A 15,820-nucleotide genomic window follows, 5' to 3' on the forward strand; every position below is an offset into this window, starting at 1 on the left:
ATGAGGGAAGTCTTATTTTTTTATGGAAGCAGTTATGCACATATCTAATAAAAGCGCTTGAGGGTAGCAACCGAATTAATAAGACGCTCAGCCAGATGGATGAAGTGAATCGTCATATGGAGCAATTAGAGCGCGATTCGAAACAGATCGGTGAAATCATCTATGTCATTAACGAAATCGCTGAGTAAACCAATCTGCTTGCGCTGAATGCCGCAATTGAAGCGGCGCGAGCAGGCGATCAGGGTAGAGGCTTCGCCGTTGTAGCGGATGAAGTGCGTAAGCTTGCGGAGCGCAGCGGCGATGCAACGAAGCAGATTGCGGACATTATTAAAGGCATGCAGCAGAGCGCGGTGAAGAGTGTGCATGCTGTTGGCGATAGTGTCGTTCAGTTTGCGCAGACACGCGATTCGTTCGGAGAGATCGTCGGCAATGTGAACAAGACGGCGAATAAGGTCGACGAGATTTATCGGGAGAGCGAAGGACAGGCGGAGCGAGCGAATGATGTGATGTATTCGATTAGCTCAGTCGCTGCGATCAGTGAGCAGTCGGCGGCCGCTGCGGAAGAGACGGCAGCATCATCCATGGAGCTGTCCCCCATGGCGGGTCGTTTGAATAGTTCAGTCGAGCACTTTAAGTATAAATAAATGAGAATAGGCAGCAGGGCTATAGAAACCCTGCTGCCTATTGTTATTATTACCTGGCCTCCTCTATAACCGGCATATAAATGTTGAAGCTCGTACCAACATCTGCCTTGCTGCTGACTTCGATTTCTCCATTCATCCCTTGAATCAAGCTGTAGGCGACCATCATGCCAAGGCCAGTACCTTTCTCCTTCGTCGAGAAGAATGGCTTGCCTACGCGCTTTAGCATCTCTTCATCCATGCCAATTCCGGAATCCGTAATTACGATATGGGCAATCCCGTTGACCGCTCCCTTGCATTCAAGTCTCAGCTCCCCTCCGCTTGGCATCGACTCAATCCCGTTCTTGATGAGATTGATTAGCGCCTGCCGAAACTTCTTGGAGCTGCCATAAATAAGAATGCCTTCGGCTTGATTCAGCAGATAGAAGCGAATATCTTGAATGGTGGAGTAAGGCACCATCATCTTCGCGATGTACGCAAGCTCGTCGTAAAGGGAGAAATTCGCTGTATCATCAATGATCGGCTTGGCAAAGGATAAATAGTCTGTAATGATGCTAGCTGCCCGGTCGAGCTCCTCCAGAGAGATTTTAATATAGTCCTTCTTCTTCTCTGGCGTTAATCCAGGCGTATTGAGCAGCTGCAGAAAGCCTCGCGTAACGGAGAGCGGATTGCGGACTTCATGGGAGATGCTGGCGGCGAGCTGGCTGACGGTGGAAAGATGTTCCATCCGATTTAAGTCATAGGGTGCTGGTTCTTCAGCAAGCTGTCTCGGGTGCGCAGGCTGTTTGGAAATTGTGATATAAAATGTGAGTGCTGAAGCGGCGGATTCGGCTGAATCAGCTTGCGGTACGAGCATGATGCGAAGAGGGATAGGGGCATGTCCCTTAGTCCAAAGCGGAAGCTCGAAAGTTTGTGCTTCGCCGAAAGTGAGGGCATGCTGGATGTGCTGATACAGATCAGGCAAGTCTTCTTGTGCGAATAACGTATGTATGCGTTGTCCGAGAAGCGATTGCGAAGGGGGCTGGGCGAATGCTTGTACGGCTGCCGGATTGGCATAGCGGATGAATGCTTCCGGATCTGTTGCGAGAATAGCCTCAGGGTGACGGTCGAATAGAATCGGATAAAGAAGTGAAGGGCTTCTTGGATTCATCTCTCACACCTCAACGTATAGTTGTCAAAGGCTGATGCATATGATTTTTGTAAATAACTACCATCATAATAACATAACTCGCGCCTTCCGTGAACCTTTACATGTCACGTACATGCTGCTAACACTACTTTATTCGCCACGTAACGTAAGCTTTCCTCTTTCTGCTCCAATGTGCTATCGTAATGGCTATCGATGGCAAGGAAGCGAGGAGTGATCAGAATGAAAATATTGCTATTTGGCGCAACGGGCATGGTCGGTCAAAGCGTGCTGCGCGAGTGTCTCTTGGATTCCGAAGTGGAGCGTGTACTTGTCGTCGGTCGAAGCGGAACGGGGAAGACGCATCCAAAGCTAGAAGAGATTATCCATCCGAACCTGCTGGATCTGACAGCGATTGAATCGCAGCTATCCGGTTACGATGCTTGCTTGTTCTGTCTTGGCGTCTCATCGGCAGGGATGACGGAGGAGAAGTATCGCGCCATTACATACGATCTCACGCTTAGTATCGCGAACACATTAGTACGTCTGAGCCCAGCTATGACCTTTATCTACGTCACGGGAAGCGGGACGGACAGCACGGAGAAGGGCCGCAGCATGTGGGCAAGAGTGAAGGGCAAGACGGAGAATGACTTGCTGAAGCTGCCTTTCAAAGCGGCGTATATGTTCAGACCTGGCGCGATTATTCCCAAATATGGCGTCAGATCCAAGACAGGCTGGTATATGTTTTTTTATGCCTTCATAAGGCCTTTCGCCCCGTTGCTTGAACGTGCATTCAAGAATGCGGTCACGACGTCGGACCAATTAGGCCGAGCGATGGTCAAAGTAGCGAAGCACGGCTATTCGAAGCCGCATATCGAGAGCCGGGATATTAATCGTATTTAACTAGCAAGAAGACGGAGCCGAATTCGGCTCCGTCTTCTCGTATCAAGACTCGATCATCCCATAGTCTCGCACATGGAGATGAACTTGAACATTGATTTTCGCCTTCGGATAAACCTGCTCCCAATTTGTTTGCTTCCAAGCTCCGTGGCTCATTTTGTTCCGAACCGCTGAGCCGATGCCGACAGAATCCGCTCCCAGCTGCTGCAGCCGCTTCATAATGCCCTCTAGTTCCTCGCGAATCGCTTCGGTAAGTTCTTTCGTTAGCTGCTCCCGGTCTGCAGTCGAATTCAGCTTCTTCTCACCCAAGTATTCGAGCAGAATCGCATCCAAGGTGACACCAATGTTCACTTGAGGCGCTGAAGCCCGGTTTCCAATGCTTGTGACAGTCACCTTACGTTTGCTGACCAGAGCATCCAATACCGCACTTTGCTTCTTCCGGGAACGGCTATCTTTCATTCGAATAATGATGCCCCCATTCTTGAAGCTATGCTTTAGCATCATGAATAGAGTCGACTTCTCTGCGTCGATAGCGCCAACATATCGTGAGTCTTTGAAGATGGCGATGCCATCAGCCTCAACAAGATCGTTCTTCTTTGCGATGACGGATCCAATCGGATCAACGCCATCGTCCAAATAATCGCGTATGAAATCATGCATGCTGCCGCTGGGGGATTCATTAATGATCTCCTCTTGAACGAGAAGCGTGCTTAAGTAATCACCAATCGAAGGGATATCTTTGTATTGATGAGCGAGAAGATCGATGCTGCTCCCTTTGGAGACAATGATGCGCATTCTTTCGCTCACGGTATAATCGCGGCGGTAGGAGTCCAAATAATCGTAAATGCCCTGCTTCGCGAGATTTTCGCCGATAATCAGATTTTGCAGCTGACCGGATACGAGCACTTGGCTTGTTTTGCGTGAAAGCTGGTTTCGCGCTTCCTTCGGCGAGTTATCCGCCGTCTGGACCACTTTCTCCATTGGTCCGCTTTTCGTATCGGTAAGCTTGATCGCAACGGCTACCTTTAATAATTTGGCATCAGCTTCGTCCGAGGCATCGTTGAGATCCAATGCAGCTGTTGTCACGATTCCAAGCCCTTCCAGTTTCTTCGGCTCGGCACAGCTTTGAAGAAGCAGTGCGATACAAATCAGCGGCAACGACAGCTTTTTATGCATATTTACGCCGCTCCTTCACCTTTGCAATGCCAATCATGCCGAGCAACAGTACCGGCAGTAAAAATGCAATGCCAATTTCAACATAGCCTAATTGATTCAGCCATTCATTCGTCCGTTTGAGGTCAGTTGGATAAATAAAGAAGACCGCAATGGCAATAACGAGCAAGAAAATATAAATTCCTGTCTGGCTTCTTGCTTGCGGCCGCATTCTATGAATTGTTTCGACGGCCATCCACATATAGAGGGTAGTGATAAACAACGCCCTAAGAAGCGTCAGGTTAAAGATGAGATCGTCCAAACGCTGAGCGAAGGGGAACTTGACGTTCGACAGCATATTCAGAATGGGATAGGACAGCTGCTTTAGCTGCTCGAAGCTGAAGAATCCAAGCGCCAAAAAGGAAATGATGCTATAGAAAATCGTCGTTAGGCAATTCCCGATTTGGAATGCCAGATGAAGACGGGATTGCTTATTCGTATAGGGCATGAGGAGAAGGGCCGTCTCGTAGCCTAAGAAGGAATAATAGATGTTCATCCAGCCTAAAAAGTCATGATTTGCATCCTCGAACCAAAAGGTAGTCAATCGAGATCGATCAAAGCCTTCCAAGAGTGCACCAGGCGTCGTGAAGAGAAGGCTAAGCAAGAGGGTCAGAAATAACGGAGCGATGTTGGAAATGCTCATGATTCCCTTGCTTAGCAGCATGAAGATCAATGCCCCAAGCAGCACGTAGAGATAGGCAGGCGGCAGCGTCGGGAACGAGAGAGAACGAAGGATAAGCAAATACTCTTTACTGACCGTCAAGCCTAGAATTGTCCATTGGATGGCAAACAGAAAGAAAAGCGGCGTTACAATAAACGCGGGCAATGCCCTTCTAGCAATTGTGATGATATCGGCGCCGTTTCCATACCGATAGACAAGTGCAATAAGTACGATGTTTAATGCGGCAGTGGCCCCGAAGATAGAAAGAGCAGCCCAACCATTTGTTCCGATATAAGTGGTTACTAGACGCGGAAGGGTGAAAGCTGTCACTCCGTATTGCATCGAGACGGATACGCAGATCAGATGGCTGAATTTTAGCTTGGCTGTCATGGCGTTTCTCCTTCCTTCGGGTGTATTTTCGGTTTAGGCTTGCGGTTTGCGAATTTTGTCCAGCAGCTGCATTGGCGCACGGATGATCATATCAAGCCAGCTGCCTGGTTTAGACGGCGTGAGCGGAAACAGAAACGACTGTCCGAACAAGTTTGGTGACACGAGTTGAATGCAAATATAAGCAAGTCCGATCATAAGGCCGAAATTCCCGAAGAATCCAGCTAGCAGAATAATGCCAAACCTGAGCATCCGGATGGCTGAACTCATCATATAGCTGGGAATGACGAAGGAGGCTATTGCCGAAATCGAGACCGAGATGATGAGAATATTGCTCGTAATGCCTGCTTGAACAGCAGCCTGGCCAATGACGATACCGCCGACCGTACCGATTGTTGTTCCGATCTTTGTCGGCAGACGTGCACCGGCTTCCCGCAGCAGCTCAATCGTAATTTCCATAACGATCGCTTCCATGAGCGGGGAGAACGGCACTTTGTTACGGGATTCCATCAAATTGTTCAGCAGCTCTTGAGGGATCATCTCGTAGTGATAGGTAACGATCGTGACGTACAAGGCAGTGAACATTAGCGTGATGAAAAGAGCGATGATGCGCAACAGTCTAACGGCAGAGCCGATATTCCAAGTCATATAGTAATCATCGGGCGATGCGAAGAACTCGAAGAAGTAAGCAGGCGCGCTGAACGCAACCTGGCTGCCATCCATGAGGCCGACAATTTTGCCTTCGGCTAGCTTGCTCGTCATGAGATCGGGGCGAACGCTTGTCAAGTACTGTGGCATGAGGTGGTACATGCTTTTGCCCAAATACTGAACAAGCGTATTCGTATCGAGCATAATATCGGTCTGAATCGCTTCGATCTTATTGCGCAGCACCTTGAGATGGTTCTCATCGGCTGTCCCTTCGAGATAGAGCAGCATGATCGTGCTTTTTGTTTTTGTGCCGCAAGTGAGTGTGACGGCTTTGAGGCTAGTGTCCTTGAAGCGCCTCCGAATTAGCGATAAGTTGGTGCCAAGCGACTCGGTAAAAGAATCTTGAGGACCGCTTATAACCGTTTCCAGCTCACTGCTCTCAACGGATCGCGATTCCGGTCCGTACGCATCGAACAGATAAGCTAGCTCCTTGTAGAAAATCGCAGCTTGTCCCCCAAGAATGCCGTCGGTTAGAGCTTTCGCATCTAATGTCTGGCTATACTGGGACTGGCCAAGTCGTTTCTCGATTTCATAAGCTCCTGCATCGGTGCTGCCGAACGGCTCGAGCACTTCTTTGCGCAAGCTTTCCTTGTTGGTCAGATGATCGAAATAAAGAAGCTGAACTTGCTGCGCCGGATATTCCCGGTGAGTAACGTCCTCGCATTGCTGAAGCAGGAGGAGCGTTTGTTCAACTAAGCTGCTGTCAGATTGGCTGACATTCTTCTGCATCATTAGCGACGATCTCCTCTCTTGGATTAATCTGGCATAGTATGTGCAAAATAGTGCTGCTTGCATTCGTGTGCTCCTCCGAAACCGTGGTAAACTAGAACCAAAATAGAGATTCAAAAGGTGGGCAGTATGTATGCGAATACTTAAATTTATTTTGCCGCTGACGCTTGTGCTTTGCGTCACAGCATGTGGCGCGATTTATGCTTCATCGGATAAATTGTCCAAGGTGAAGGGCATGGATGCAGAGTGGGCGTTCACGCAGGCGAACCAGCAGCCGGATAAGCTGTTGATCAGCGTCATTAATGAGGCGAGCACTACGCTCGATATTGCAATCTACAGCTTGACGAAGCCGGAGATCGTCGATGCAATCAAGAAGGCGAAGAAGCGCGGTGTTGCCGTGCGGATCATTACCGACCGGATTCAGTCGGCGGGCAAGACGCAGAAGGAAGCGCTCAAGCTGCTCGGCAGCGCTGGCATTCCGCTGAAGATCAACAAGCACAGCGGCTTGATGCATTTGAAAATGACGATCGTGGACGGGAAGACGGCGACAACAGGCTCCTTCAACTATTCGAAATCGGCGAGCACCGATAACGATGAAGTGCTCATGGTGCTGCGCAGCGCCGAGGTAGCGGAGTCGTTCGCGCGGCAATTCCAGGTCATGTGGGAGGATACCGGCGCGTTCGAGGCGATTACGCCAATCATTGCCGAGGATGCGGTCGAGGTGACCGGGGAAGAGGAGTCTGGATCTGGCGAGCAGGCTGCTGTTCCAGCTTCGCAAACGCCGCGCGATTCGTCCAACAGCGCCGGTACTGCCGATGTGGTGTACAAGAGCTGCGCAGAAGCTCGAAAAGCTGGCAAAGCGCCGCTACATAAGGGCGATCCGGGCTATAACCGGAAGCTCGACGGTGATGGTGACGGCGTCGCGTGTGAAGTGAAATAACGAAAGCATAAGTGCCATAATCCACTTATTGTTCCGCTTGCGGCGACTAATTCATCAAATAAATGCGATGAAGCACTTATTTCACTAGAGAAGATCGGCACGATCTCCGTCATGGGTAGCGGCGGCGGACTGCTGGAGCAGCTAAACGTGCTGCTGAAGCCGGGAAGTGATGCATAATTCATACGACAAAAATGGTGGCATAAAGACCGAGTTACTAGGGTCCTTGTGCCACCATTTTTATTAAATGACGCCGTATGTCACTTTGCGTACCAAATACTCGATTTTGTCCATCATCCGCGTATCTTCGATCGAAGTGTAAATATCTGGCTTAAACAACTGGAGCTTCTTGATCTGATAATAATCGCTAATGGCATTCCGAAGCGTCAAATTGTTCTTCATTAAGTACATTGGATCAAGCAAATGGCGGAACATGAGCTCGTCCTCCAGGATAAGCAGCGTTGCATTAAGCGAGTTTAGGTATCCCTCTGCCATGCCTCGCTCATAGAACTTACGCAGCCGTGCATTGCGTTCGCTAATGGCAACGTCGATAGAAGCCATATGCTGCGGATAGATCTCGCGCAAATCTTTGAAGAAGATTTCCGTGCCATAGTTGGCGATCACCAGCGTCTGGCTGAACGAAGACATGAAGCCTTGAACGTAAGCGTCGCTGCTGCCTTCGATAAGCTCGGCTTCGGAGCCGCTGCCTACGACATACTTCACAAAAAGAGCCGCAAGCCGCTCGATGATCTCATCCCGTGAAGGAAAATATTTGTACAAAGTCGCCTTCGACAAGTCCATTGCCTTCGCGATATCGTCCATGCGCAGGTTATGAAGACCATTCGTTTTGAGCGGATGAAGCAGCTTCGCTGCATATTTATTAAGAATAGATTCGTCTGTATACCGGCAAATCGGTGCTTCGCCGCCTGTCGTTTCCATAGCGCTCACACTCACTTTCTAGTACCCAGTATACACAATGTCGACAGACAAATAAACTATTTGGTCAAACTAAACTAAAAGTGACTAAAGTGGTTTACTTTATCTATGTTTTGCGATATGATCATTTTTACATAAATCCCAAGTGGGCAAATAGGATAGGAGTAGATAACTTAATGAGTTCAACAACGACGGCATCTCCGAACGTTCGGTTCTGGCCAATCATGATCGCTATTTTCTTTGGCGCTTTTCTTAGCATACTCGGCATCAGTACCATAAACGTGGCGCTGACGATCTTCATGCAAGATTTTCATTCTACGCTGAGTACGGTACAGTGGACGCTGACCGGTTTCATGCTCTCGCTTGGTACAATTGCACCGCTGACTGGCTACCTGGGCAATAGGTTCGGCTACAAGAACGTTTACTTGTATGCAATGGTTGGCTTTGTCGCTTTCTCAATCCTGTGCGGCTTCGCATGGAGCATTGAATCGCTGATCGTTTTCCGCATTGTGCAAGGGCTCTTTACAGGTTTGGTCGTTCCGGCGACGATGACGATTATTTTCCAAGTTATTCCGAAGGAGCGCCAGCCTTTCGCAGTCAGCATCTGGGGCTTGTCGGCGATGCTTGCGCCAGCATTCGGCCCTACACTTAGCGGCTGGCTTATCCAGCAGTTCAGCTGGAGATGGTTGTTCTTTATCAATGTACCAATCGGCATTATTGCCATTCTCTTCATTGTTATGATGATTCCAAGCTACCGTATCGGTTCGGCGAATAAGCTTGATGTTTGGGGACTCATTACAGTTGTACTTAGCAGCGCGTCGCTGCTTGTCGGGCTGAGCCAAGGCCGTACATGGGGCTGGGATTCCGCGCGTGTTATCAGCTTGTTCGCCTTTGGCGCTGCAATGCTCGTGTTGTTCATTATCCGCGAACTGATGGCGAAGCAGCCACTGCTGAACTTGCGCGTATTCGGCAACTACCGCTTCTCGATTACGCTCGTGGCGAATACCATCATTACAATCAGCCTGTACTCCGGTACATTGCTCATTCCACTGTTCTTACAAAATGTTCAGCAAGAAACGCCTATGGACACAGGTCTGATTTTGTTGCCGGCTTCGCTCATTATGGCGCTTGCCATGCCAATGGCAGGGAAGTTGTACCCGATTCTTGGACCGCGCATAATGACGATTGCCGGTCTTGTCCTGATTATCTTCGGCAGCTTTGAGTTGACGCATATGCATAATGACAGCACGCATCTCTACATCATCCTGTGGATGTCGATTCGCAACCTCGGTGTATCGTTCGCTGCTGCTGCGACAAGCACGGCGGGGATGGAAGAGATTCAGCCGACGATGATCGGCGATGCATCTTCGGTTACGAACTGGGTGCGTAACGTGGGCGGCTCGTTCGCGATTGCACTCTTCACATCGCTGCTGGCATCGCACACGATCACGCATGTGGCGGAGCTGACGCAAGATGGCAAGGAAAGCGCGAAGCTCATTCCCCTGTTCTCCTTCACGATGAGCGTTAACGACGTGTTCCTCGTAGCGACCTACATCGCAGTTGCGGCGATTCCGTTCACGCTGCTCGTCGGCAAGAAAACCGCTCGTACACGTGCGGAAGCGGCCGCGGCATAATAAAACCACCTTTAGTAAAGTGTGAAGCCGGACCTTGGATGGTCCGGCTTTTTTGTGTGCTGCTTATGGGCGAGGCTTCAAATGGTCTTGCACCAACTAAGAATTAAGGGAATAACAGGAAATCGTTCGTTTATGTGGAAGTAGTCTACGGATAGACGGAAGCTGAACATCTAATTCGGGGAGCAGGAGCTGATCGGGGATGGACATTAAGCAAGTCGTCGTAACTGGGCAAAATGAAGTTGAGCTGCAAAATTCGAGTTTGAAGGATGAGGTTGGACCGGAAGAAGTGCTGATTGACACGGAGTATACGTTCATCAGCGCTGGCACCGAGCTCGCGAACTATACGGCAAAGGACGTGAAAGTATTCGAGCCAGGCCATTGGCACTCTTATCCGTGGAAATCCGGCTATGCTAACGTAGGTATTGTTCGCAAGGTTGGAGACAACGTGAAGCGAGTGAAGGCTGGGCAGCGCGTCTACACGTTCGGTCTACATGCTTCGGCGATTATCGTCAGCCAGCAGCAGCTTATTATTGAGGTTCCTTCGGATATTAACCCGGCGATTGCGGCATCCTCTCGGATGGCTGGCGTTGCGGCGACCTCGATTATTTTGAGCGAAATTCCGCATAACGCGACGGTAGCCGTGTTCGGCCTCGGCATGGTGGGCAATCTAGCCGCGCAAATGTTCCGGAATCTGGGCTGCAAAGTGATCGGCGTCGAACCGAATGAGCAGCGCCGTCAGCTCGCGAAGGCGTGCGGCTTGGATATTACAATTGGCGGCAGCAGTGAAGAAGTGCAAGAGCAGATCCGCGCCCTTACTGGCGGCAAGCTTGCGCATATTACGGTCGATGCCGTCGGCCACAGCAGCGTTGTTATGCAAGCGCTTCAAGCTACGGCGAGTCTCGGTCAGCTCGTGCTGCTCGGCAGTCCGCGCGTGCCGGTTGAGGGCAACTTGACCGAGCTTCTGTCCGACGTTCATCTGCGCTGGATTACGATGCGCGGCGGGCTGGAATGGTTCTTGCCGGTCTATTCCGAAGTGTCGACTGCCGTGTCGCTCTATAGCAAGCAGGAGCTGGTGTTTGATTGGATTCGCCAAGGAAAGCTAGCACTGGAGCCGCAAATTTCCCACTACGTGAACCCAAGTCAGATCAAGAAAGCGTACGACGGTCTGCTCTATGAGCCGCAGACGTATACGGGTGTCGTGCTGGATTGGTCGAAACAACAATAAAAAACAAGAGTAAGAGCAGGATAGAGGCGCTACCTTTGGTGGCGCTTTGTTTATTTTGCTTCTTATGTGCGCGGTCCCTTCTTAAACACACGTGGGCTGACCTGATGCCGCTTGCGGAATTGGTTGGCAAAATGATTATAGTTCTGGAACCCGACATCGAGCGCGACTTCCGTTGGGTGACGATCCGTATGCTCGAGGAGCAGAGCCGCTTGGCGGATGCGCATGTCGTTCAGCGTATCGACGATTGAGCTGCCGGTTGATTCTTTGAACAGGTGAGAGAGCCGCGACGGAGACAGACCGACAGCCTTTGCCAGCTCGTCAATGCGGACAGGCTCCTGCATGCGAGTGGCGAGCATATGCTGAATCTCTTCAATGCGCGGATCAAGCTGCTTCGTCATTCGCTTCGCGAGCAGCAGAATAATGTGACGCATCGTGTTCTCGCAGAGCTCGTTCCAATACATGCCGCGTTCGATGGAATCGGAGACGAGGCTGCGGAACGCCCGGTAGATGCGTTTACGCACGGAGTCGCTATCGATCGCATGAATGAGCAGCTTTTCGTTTGGCAGCAGATTCGTCTCCATAATGCGCGAAGAGAAGTGTGCCCATATGAAATGCCACTGGCTCCCTTTACGCGTCCCATATTGATGCGGAACGCCTGGCTGCATCAGCACAACATCACCGGTCTGGCATAATCGTTCCACACCGTCAATGATGAAATATCCTTCGCCGCTGAGCGTGTACGCAATCAGCCAGTCGCTCATGCCCTGCGGCCGCCGGATCCCATAGCTATCTGGCTGGTTGAAATGATCAGCAATGACGGTGTTGCCGCCTTGCTCCTTAATATATGAGAACAGCTCATCGCGCTTCGCGCTCACCAGAAATTCACTCTCCTTGCTTCATCCATTTAGGCTCATTATAGCAGGATTGTTGTAGTAATCAGCATAATTGTTACTTTTGCGTAAGTGGTCTTAACCCTACAATAAATCTATAAGCAAGGAGCATATTCATGATCATTAGGGGGAAGAAGAATGACACAAGCGCTGCGCGTACTGACAGAGGAACAGAAGAAACAGTTCGACACGGATGGCTACTTGATTGTAAAAGGGCTGTTCTCAGCGAGCGATGTAACTGAAATTGTCGATACTTTCGATAAAATGAGCACGGAGACGATTCCTGGCTACTTCGAGCCGAACCTGGAAGCGGACGGATCAGACCCGCTGCAGCGTTATCCGCGAGTCATGCATCCGCACCGCTTCAATGAAACGGCGATGAAATATATGCTTCATAACCCTGTCTTGGAAGTTCTTGCAGATCTATATGGCGAGGAAGCGTACGCCGCTCAGAGCATGTTCTATTACAAGCCGCCGGGATCCAGAGGCCAGGCGCTGCACCAAGACAACTTCTATTTGATGGTTGAGCCGGGCAACTGTATCGCGGCTTGGACGGCGATTGATGCTGCTTATGAAGACAATGGCGGTTTACTCGTTGTGCCGAAGTCGAATACGCATGAGATTTCGTGCCCGGATAAGGCGGATGCGAAGGAATCGTTCACGACTCATTATGTGAAACCGCCTAAGGACGGCGTTGTCATGCCCGTTATTATGGATAAAGGCGATGTGCTCTTCTTCAACGGCAATCTCATTCACGGCTCGTATCGGAATAAGACGAAGGACCAATTCCGCCGCGCGTTCATTTGCCATTATGCCAACTCATCTGCAACGAAGATCAGTCAACATTACAACCCGCTTTACAGAGCGGACGGATCAAAAATCGAATTGGAAGCAAACCCGGATGGCGGCCCTTGCGGCGTCGAGGTTGGAGCGGCTTTCTATCATTAATGAAATGGTTTTTTGTGGAGCCGCAGCCGGTGAAGGCTGCGGCTTTTCTTCCGTGCTGAAGATATGCATAGTTTTTCGGTGAAGAAGAGAAGCGCAGAGGGTAGGGAAGCGGGGATAATGAAACCATAAAGAAACCATAAAGAAACGAAAGCGTTTATTCCCAAGGAGGTCCTCTACATTGTCTAATATTGCAAACGGTAAATTGTCGCAAGCTGAGCTTGAATTCTACGAGAAGAACGGCTACACGTTATTTAAGAATCAACTGTTCAGCGCTGAGAAACAGGCGGAGCTTACAAATATTTTCGAGGAACAATGGAATGTGCTTGGACGCCGCTTGAACAGCGAGCTGGATACACCGCATTTCCGCGACGAGAGACTTTTGAAGTTTCTGATGAGCGATGAAGTGCTTGATCTTGTCGAGCCGATTATCGGACCGAATATCGGTCTATGGTCGTCCCACTTCATCTGCAAAGAGCCGTTAATCGGCAAGCCGACGCCATGGCATGAAGATTCCGCGTATTGGAAAGGCCGTTTGACTCGTTACGACAAGATCGCTACAGTATGGCTTGCGATTGACCGCAGCACCAAAGAAAATGGCTGCATGCGCGTTATTCCAGGCACGCATAGCAACGGCTTCTCCGACTACGAAGATGTCGATACGGATGACGATATTTTCACCATCCAAATTAAAAATATTAACGATGCCGATGCCGTCTACTTCGAGCTTGAGCCGGGCGAATGCTCGATTCATGACTCGCGAATTATTCACGGTGCTACGGCGAACAAAAGCCAGCTGCGCCGCTGTGGTTACACGATGCGTTACTTCTCCACAGAGGCGAGCGTCATTCCGGAGAAGAACAGTGGCCACAAAATTTGGCTAGCTCGCGGCAAAGACATCGCGGGAAGCGATTTCGTTAACGTATAATAAGAACGATTATGAGAGCGTGGAGGGGAACTTGTGATGAGCGTCTATAAAGGGCCGGAACGATTGACGAATGACCGATATATGACGTTGTCCGCTCCTTTCCGCTTGTTCAAGCATTCGATCGACGGGCTTATCGATACACATTGGCATGAGTTTTTTGAAATGGCCTTTGTGGTATCCGGTTCGGGCACGCATATGTTGAACGGGGTGCCCTTGCGTTTGACGCGGGGCGCCGCTTTTTTGCTGTCACCGGCGGATTTCCACAGCTTGGAGCCGGACCCGGGCGAGACGCTGCAGCTGTATGATTTTATATTCAATGATCATTTCATACGCGAGCCGCTGCCGGAGCTGCTGTTCGATCACCGGACGGCGTACACGCACTGGTATGCCGAAGAGCAGATCGCTGAGCTTGAGCAGGAATACGAACGGATCTGGGAAGAGTCGATCGCCTGGCAGCCTGAGAGCGAAATTCTCATTCAAGGCACTGTTGAACGGCTGCTCATAGATCTATTCCGCAAGTGTCGAGCTGCAGATCAGCAGCAGGGTAGTGAAGCTGAGCCGCATCAGACGCTGCAATCGGCTGTGCGCAAAGGGCTCATCTATATTCAGCATCACTTCCGGGAACCGCTGTCGCTCGAGGAGGTCGCAACCTATTGCGGCCTTTCCGCCAACTACTTCAGCGAATGCTTCCGCAAAGGGACAGGCTCTACGTTCCAAAGCTATCTGCAGGAAGTGCGTCTGCAATTCGCGCGGTCGCTAATCAAGACGACGCAGCTGCCGATTACGGAGATCTGCTTCGCTTCCGGCTTTAATACGCTGCCGCACTTTGAGCGGGCGTTTAAGAAGCGGTTCCTGCTGCCGCCGCGAGAGTATCGGAAGCAATAATGCATTTAGGAAGAGCCTGCGGCTTATGGAGCCGCAGGCTCTTTTTGTGCGTAGACAGCAAGGAGTATGAGAGCCCAATATCGAATTCCAATAAGACAGGGATGATGGTGACTTCGTTAGAAACGGGGGTTTTCTGTATGAGAAGCGAACAAGAAATGATGAAGCTCCTTATCGAATTTGCCGAAAATGATGATCGAATTCGGTTGGTAACATTGGAAGGGTCGCGCACAAACAAGACGATTGCTCCCGATACATTTCAAGATTATGATATTTCTTATTTTGTAACCGATATGGATTCATTCAAAGCGAATGATCAGTGGCTTGAAGCCTTCGGAAAACGGTTGATGATGCAAAAACCCGAGGATATGGAGCTTTTTCCGTCCGAGCTAGGCAATTGGTTCTCCTATTTAATGCTGTTTGAGGATGGTACGAAAGTAGACCTGACGCTAATTCCGCTTCATGAAGTAGAGGAGTATTTTGCAGGGAGCGACGGTTTGGCCCAGCTGCTGCTTGACAAGGACGCGTTGATCAAGAGAGAAGTAATTGCAACGGATCGTCAGTATTGGATTAAGAAGCCGAGTGCAAGAGAATTCGATGATTGCTGCAATGAGTTCTGGATGGTTTCAACATATGTCGTAAAAGGTTTAGCGAGAAAGGAAATTCTGTTTGCGATTGATCATTTACATGGCATTGCAAGACCCAACTTATTGCGAATGATGGCTTGGTTCGTCGGAACAGAGCATGGATATACCTTCAGCGTAGGGAAGAACTATAAGTTTATTAATCGGTACCTGCCTGAAGAAGATTGGGAAAAGCTGCTGTCAACCTATTCGGAGAATGGGTGCGAGGAAATGTGGCAGTCTTTATTCACCTGTTATGAGCTGTTCCGTTCATATTCAGGCGCGGTATCCGCAAGTCTTGGGTATCCGTATCCGCAGTACGATTCTGCGATTACGAAGTATACGGATACGGTGTATCAATCGTTGCCGTGACCATTATAAAGCCTAGTGCCCTAGAAAGAAGTCATGGAGACTTCCTCTAGGGCATTTTCTTTGTGTTGTTCTCCATTCTCGCAA

At 50.0% G+C, this 15,820-nt stretch carries 15 protein-coding genes; 9 read left to right on the plus strand and 6 right to left on the minus strand.

What is annotated here, in order from left to right; translation table 11 throughout:
• Positions 1-194 precede the first annotated feature (194 nt).
• Positions 195-644: a methyl-accepting chemotaxis protein gene (locus AC0LWF_RS01445; RefSeq protein ID WP_474650446.1), complete on the plus strand. Its 450-nt coding sequence runs from the start codon at positions 195-197 to the stop codon at positions 642-644.
• Positions 645-693: 49 nt separating this feature from the next.
• On the opposite strand, the gene AC0LWF_RS01450 is transcribed toward AC0LWF_RS01445, so the two are convergent.
• Entirely contained in the window at positions 694-1,791 is a 1,098-nt protein-coding gene (locus tag AC0LWF_RS01450) for an ATP-binding protein (protein ID WP_474649800.1), read from the minus strand.
• A gap of 219 nt (positions 1,792-2,010) precedes the next feature.
• On the opposite strand from AC0LWF_RS01450, the gene AC0LWF_RS01455 reads away from it, so the two are divergent.
• On the plus strand, positions 2,011-2,670 hold the full coding sequence (locus AC0LWF_RS01455) for an NAD-dependent epimerase/dehydratase family protein (protein WP_474649801.1): 660 nt from the start codon (positions 2,011-2,013) through the stop codon (positions 2,668-2,670).
• A 42-nt stretch (positions 2,671-2,712) separates the two neighbouring features.
• On the opposite strand, the gene AC0LWF_RS01460 is transcribed toward AC0LWF_RS01455, so the two are convergent.
• The 3 genes from AC0LWF_RS01460 to AC0LWF_RS01470 are packed head-to-tail and all read right to left on the minus strand — an operon-like array spanning position 2,713 to position 6,367.
• Positions 2,713-3,843 (minus strand): Ger(x)C family spore germination protein, encoded by a 1,131-nt coding sequence (locus AC0LWF_RS01460; RefSeq protein WP_474649802.1) that lies wholly within the window; start codon positions 3,841-3,843, stop codon positions 2,713-2,715.
• Complete coding sequence (locus AC0LWF_RS01465; protein ID WP_474649803.1) at positions 3,836-4,930, minus strand: GerAB/ArcD/ProY family transporter; 1,095 nt, start codon at positions 4,928-4,930, stop codon at positions 3,836-3,838. Before AC0LWF_RS01465 ends, AC0LWF_RS01460 begins: the two co-directional genes overlap by 8 nt.
• A 33-nt stretch (positions 4,931-4,963) precedes the next feature.
• Positions 4,964-6,367 (minus strand): spore germination protein, encoded by a 1,404-nt coding sequence (locus tag AC0LWF_RS01470; protein ID WP_474649804.1) that lies wholly within the window; start codon positions 6,365-6,367, stop codon positions 4,964-4,966.
• A gap of 130 nt (positions 6,368-6,497) precedes the next feature.
• Between AC0LWF_RS01470 and AC0LWF_RS01475 the strand changes: the two genes are divergently transcribed.
• Positions 6,498-7,304, plus strand: a complete 807-nt coding sequence (locus AC0LWF_RS01475) for a phospholipase D-like domain-containing protein (RefSeq protein WP_474649805.1) — start codon at positions 6,498-6,500, stop codon at positions 7,302-7,304.
• Between the two features lie 240 nt (positions 7,305-7,544).
• On the opposite strand, the gene AC0LWF_RS01480 is transcribed toward AC0LWF_RS01475, so the two are convergent.
• Entirely contained in the window at positions 7,545-8,240 is a 696-nt protein-coding gene (locus AC0LWF_RS01480) for a TetR/AcrR family transcriptional regulator (RefSeq protein WP_474649806.1), read from the minus strand.
• Between the two features lie 173 nt (positions 8,241-8,413).
• Between AC0LWF_RS01480 and AC0LWF_RS01485 the strand changes: the two genes are divergently transcribed.
• Both AC0LWF_RS01485 and AC0LWF_RS01490 read left to right on the plus strand, forming a co-directional pair.
• Entirely contained in the window at positions 8,414-9,871 is a 1,458-nt protein-coding gene (locus tag AC0LWF_RS01485; protein ID WP_474649807.1) for a DHA2 family efflux MFS transporter permease subunit, read from the plus strand.
• Positions 9,872-10,070: 199 nt separating this feature from the next.
• Complete coding sequence (locus tag AC0LWF_RS01490) at positions 10,071-11,096, plus strand: zinc-binding dehydrogenase (RefSeq protein ID WP_474649808.1); 1,026 nt, start codon at positions 10,071-10,073, stop codon at positions 11,094-11,096.
• Between the two features lie 62 nt (positions 11,097-11,158).
• Here the strand turns inward: AC0LWF_RS01490 and AC0LWF_RS01495 are convergent, their stop codons facing one another.
• Entirely contained in the window at positions 11,159-11,971 is an 813-nt protein-coding gene (locus AC0LWF_RS01495) for a helix-turn-helix domain-containing protein (RefSeq protein ID WP_474649809.1), read from the minus strand.
• A 153-nt stretch (positions 11,972-12,124) separates the two neighbouring features.
• Here AC0LWF_RS01495 and AC0LWF_RS01500 point away from each other — a divergent pair, with 153 nt between their 5' ends.
• The 4 genes from AC0LWF_RS01500 (at position 12,125) to ant(6) (ending at position 15,736) form a co-directional block, all read left to right on the plus strand.
• Positions 12,125-12,934: a phytanoyl-CoA dioxygenase family protein gene (locus AC0LWF_RS01500; protein WP_474649810.1), complete on the plus strand. Its 810-nt coding sequence runs from the start codon at positions 12,125-12,127 to the stop codon at positions 12,932-12,934.
• A 178-nt stretch (positions 12,935-13,112) separates the two neighbouring features.
• Positions 13,113-13,859, plus strand: a complete 747-nt coding sequence (locus AC0LWF_RS01505; RefSeq protein WP_474649811.1) for a phytanoyl-CoA dioxygenase family protein — start codon at positions 13,113-13,115, stop codon at positions 13,857-13,859.
• A 36-nt stretch (positions 13,860-13,895) separates the two neighbouring features.
• The gene (locus tag AC0LWF_RS01510; protein ID WP_474649812.1) at positions 13,896-14,744 is read left to right on the plus strand and encodes a helix-turn-helix domain-containing protein; all 849 of its coding nucleotides are present in this window, start codon (positions 13,896-13,898) and stop codon (positions 14,742-14,744) included.
• A 137-nt stretch (positions 14,745-14,881) separates the two neighbouring features.
• On the plus strand, positions 14,882-15,736 hold the full coding sequence (gene ant(6), locus AC0LWF_RS01515) for an aminoglycoside 6-adenylyltransferase (RefSeq protein WP_474649813.1): 855 nt from the start codon (positions 14,882-14,884) through the stop codon (positions 15,734-15,736).
• Positions 15,737-15,820: the final 84 nt, after the last annotated feature.

The organism is Paenibacillus sp. sgz302114 (genome assembly GCF_056120345.1).

What these genes read in the sequence shown, in the direction of transcription:
- AC0LWF_RS01460 (WP_474649802.1), bottom strand. Translation starts at nt 3,843, where the DNA reads ATGCATAAAAAGCTGTCGTTGCCGCTGATTTGTATCGCACTGCTTCTT.
- AC0LWF_RS01450 (WP_474649800.1), bottom strand. Translation starts at nt 1,791, where the DNA reads ATGAATCCAAGAAGCCCTTCACTTCTTTATCCGATTCTATTCGACCGT.
- AC0LWF_RS01500 (WP_474649810.1), top strand. Translation starts at nt 12,125, where the DNA reads ATGACACAAGCGCTGCGCGTACTGACAGAGGAACAGAAGAAACAGTTC.
- AC0LWF_RS01470 (WP_474649804.1), bottom strand. Translation starts at nt 6,367, where the DNA reads ATGATGCAGAAGAATGTCAGCCAATCTGACAGCAGCTTAGTTGAACAA.
- AC0LWF_RS01475 (WP_474649805.1), top strand. Translation starts at nt 6,498, where the DNA reads ATGCGAATACTTAAATTTATTTTGCCGCTGACGCTTGTGCTTTGCGTC.
- AC0LWF_RS01465 (WP_474649803.1), bottom strand. Translation starts at nt 4,930, where the DNA reads ATGACAGCCAAGCTAAAATTCAGCCATCTGATCTGCGTATCCGTCTCG.
- AC0LWF_RS01490 (WP_474649808.1), top strand. Translation starts at nt 10,071, where the DNA reads ATGGACATTAAGCAAGTCGTCGTAACTGGGCAAAATGAAGTTGAGCTG.
- AC0LWF_RS01455 (WP_474649801.1), top strand. Translation starts at nt 2,011, where the DNA reads ATGAAAATATTGCTATTTGGCGCAACGGGCATGGTCGGTCAAAGCGTG.
- AC0LWF_RS01480 (WP_474649806.1), bottom strand. Translation starts at nt 8,240, where the DNA reads ATGGAAACGACAGGCGGCGAAGCACCGATTTGCCGGTATACAGACGAA.
- AC0LWF_RS01510 (WP_474649812.1), top strand. Translation starts at nt 13,896, where the DNA reads ATGAGCGTCTATAAAGGGCCGGAACGATTGACGAATGACCGATATATG.
- AC0LWF_RS01485 (WP_474649807.1), top strand. Translation starts at nt 8,414, where the DNA reads ATGAGTTCAACAACGACGGCATCTCCGAACGTTCGGTTCTGGCCAATC.